Annotated in this window: 2 tRNA genes; both read right to left on the bottom strand. The window is 55.2% G+C overall.

Annotated elements, in window-relative coordinates:
* Positions 1–203 precede the first annotated feature (203 nt).
* Positions 204–279 (bottom strand) — tRNA-Ala (locus FS804_RS24710).
* 94 nt (positions 280–373) lie between these two features.
* A tRNA-Ile gene (locus FS804_RS24705) sits at positions 374–450 on the bottom strand.
* Between the last annotated feature and the right edge of the window lie 106 nt (positions 451–556).

The following is a 556-nucleotide window of genomic DNA, read 5'->3' as shown; positions in this document are numbered from 1 at the left end:
TTCCAGACATATCTTCTCTTCACAATGTATTCAGAACAGGCATCAGTCCTTAGCAGGACGATGCAAACTTTTATTTCCTCAAAGAAGACAATTCGCAGCCGCCGGATCAATTCTCCAGTGCAGCGCGGTAGCGCGTCGCCGATCGTTCGGCGCCCTCGCGGAGGGTAGGTCCGAAGGACCGCTCACCCGTGAGCGCAAATAAATGGTGGAGCTGAGCGGGATCGAACCGCTGACCCCCTGCTTGCAAAGCAGGTGCTCTCCCAGCTGAGCTACAGCCCCATCCAGCTCGATCACCCAGGTCTCATCAACCAGGCGCGGCAACAATTCGCATCAACCAACAGTCTCAACCCAAACCCTCATTCGCATATGCAAATGGTGGGCCCGGGAAGACTTGAACTTCCGACCCCACGCTTATCAAGCGTGTGCTCTAACCAACTGAGCTACGGGCCCATTCCGGTACCGGTCAATGCGGCTTTTGTCTTCTTGAAGAAAGAGAAACGTGGACGGCGAACCTCGCCATACCCGCTGTCTGCGTAGCAGATCTGCAGGCGTATTA

Source organism: Agrobacterium sp. DE0009 (assembly GCF_007680755.1).
GTDB classification, from domain to species: Bacteria; Pseudomonadota; Alphaproteobacteria; order Rhizobiales; family Rhizobiaceae; genus Agrobacterium; species Agrobacterium tumefaciens_B.
Note: the sequence above shows the minus strand (reverse complement) of the source record. Positions and strands in the feature narration are given on the sequence as shown.